The following is a 1,605-nucleotide window of genomic DNA, read 5'->3' as shown; positions in this document are numbered from 1 at the left end:
CGATATAAAGTAAGTTACAACCAGAACAATAGCTAACTGTTTAAAAAAGACACCAACTATACCACTGACGAGTAATAAAGGTATAAAGATTAAGATAGATAAAGTTGTAGCAACACTCATAATAGGTAAAATTTCACGAGAACCTTTGATAATGGCATCTTGTTTTGTCTCGCCATTTTCATAATGTCGTTCAATATTTTCAACGACTATCAGCATTTGGTCAATCAGTCCTCCCATTGCAGCAACCATACCACCAAGAGAAAAAATATTAAAATCTATGCCAATAAGTTTCATTCCAATCATAGTGATAAAAAATGTGACAGGAATGATGATGAGTGCAGCTAAAGAGAGGGTAAACTTTCTTAAAAAGAAAAATATAATTAAAACGGCTATAAATGAACCAATAGCAATAGCATCAATAACACTTCTTACCGCTTTTTTAATAAAATCAGTTCCGTCATAATACTTCTGTATTGTAATACCATCTTTTGCAAGTTTTTTATTGAGTTCATCTACTTTCATATTAAAGGCTTTTTGAACATCTACGGCATTTGCGTTTGGTTGACGAAGTAGATCAAAGATGACTGCATTTTTAAAGCCACTTGCGGCAGAAATCTCTTTAATTGGATTTTCTCTCTCTACTAAGAGTGCAATATCACTCAGTTTTATGCTTTTAGAATTTCCAAGTGATATATTTAGTTTTAAAAAGTCATTTGCATTGCTTCTTTTTTGATTGAGTGAAAGGATATATTGCGTATGTTTAGAGTTAATAAGTCCTAAAAAGTCTATAGAATTTTGAGCTTTTAGCTGTGCAATAATATCGTTAATATTAAGATTATACGCGGCTACTTTTTTACTATCAAGTACAAGTTTATATTCACTCCATGCGGGTGATTTCATCTGTATGTCATACACCCCGCTAATTCCAAGCATTACAGGTTTGAGTTCATAGTAAAGCTTTTCTGTCAATTTTGCGCGAGATACATTATTTGAAGCTATTGCATAAATAGAGACAGGATACATGCTTGGAGTTGCCTGCCTGATGGTTATTTTAGCATTTGGGCTTATAGAGTTTTTAATATCCGCCATACGAGCTTGCACAAGTTGATATGCTAAATATGGGTTTATATTCCAATTAAAGTAGATATTTATATCTGTTGATCCTACTGATGTTGAAGAGACAATTTTTTCAACATCCTGAACAGTTTTAAGAGCCTCCTCACTTGGTTTTGTGACAGAGTAGAGCATTTGTGAAATGGGAGAGTGTCCATTGTCTATGCTTACTTCAATTCGTGGGAAAAATATATTTGGTAAAACTCCTTGAGGAATAGTCGTTGAAACTTTATAACCTACTGCTGCTAAAAGTGTGATAATAAGAATAATGGCTAGTTTATTTTTTAAAATATAGAGGTAAAAACCTTTTTTCTCTTTCATTATTTTACACTCACTTTTAAATTATTATGAAGCATATAGGCATTTTTAAGTGCAATTTTCGCATTTTTAGGAAGTCTGTTTTTTATAAGCGCACTCTGTATCATATCTTTTTGGATATCTATAAAAAAGAGATGTGCGATATTTTTTTCATCTATAAGATAAATAGCAGGA

General features: G+C 32.0%; 1 protein-coding gene. It reads right to left on the bottom strand.

Annotated features, from left to right (window positions below; genetic code table 11):
* The coding region (locus MVY38_RS01350; protein ID WP_297482639.1) for an efflux RND transporter permease subunit at positions 1–1,434 on the bottom strand (1,434 nt) is incomplete at its 3' end.
* Between the last annotated feature and the right edge of the window lie 171 nt (positions 1,435–1,605).

Origin of the sequence: Sulfurimonas sp., assembly GCF_027056685.1 — a bacterium.
Taxonomy (GTDB): domain Bacteria; phylum Campylobacterota; class Campylobacteria; order Campylobacterales; family Sulfurimonadaceae; genus Sulfurimonas.
This window is presented reverse-complemented; position numbering and strand designations above follow the sequence as displayed.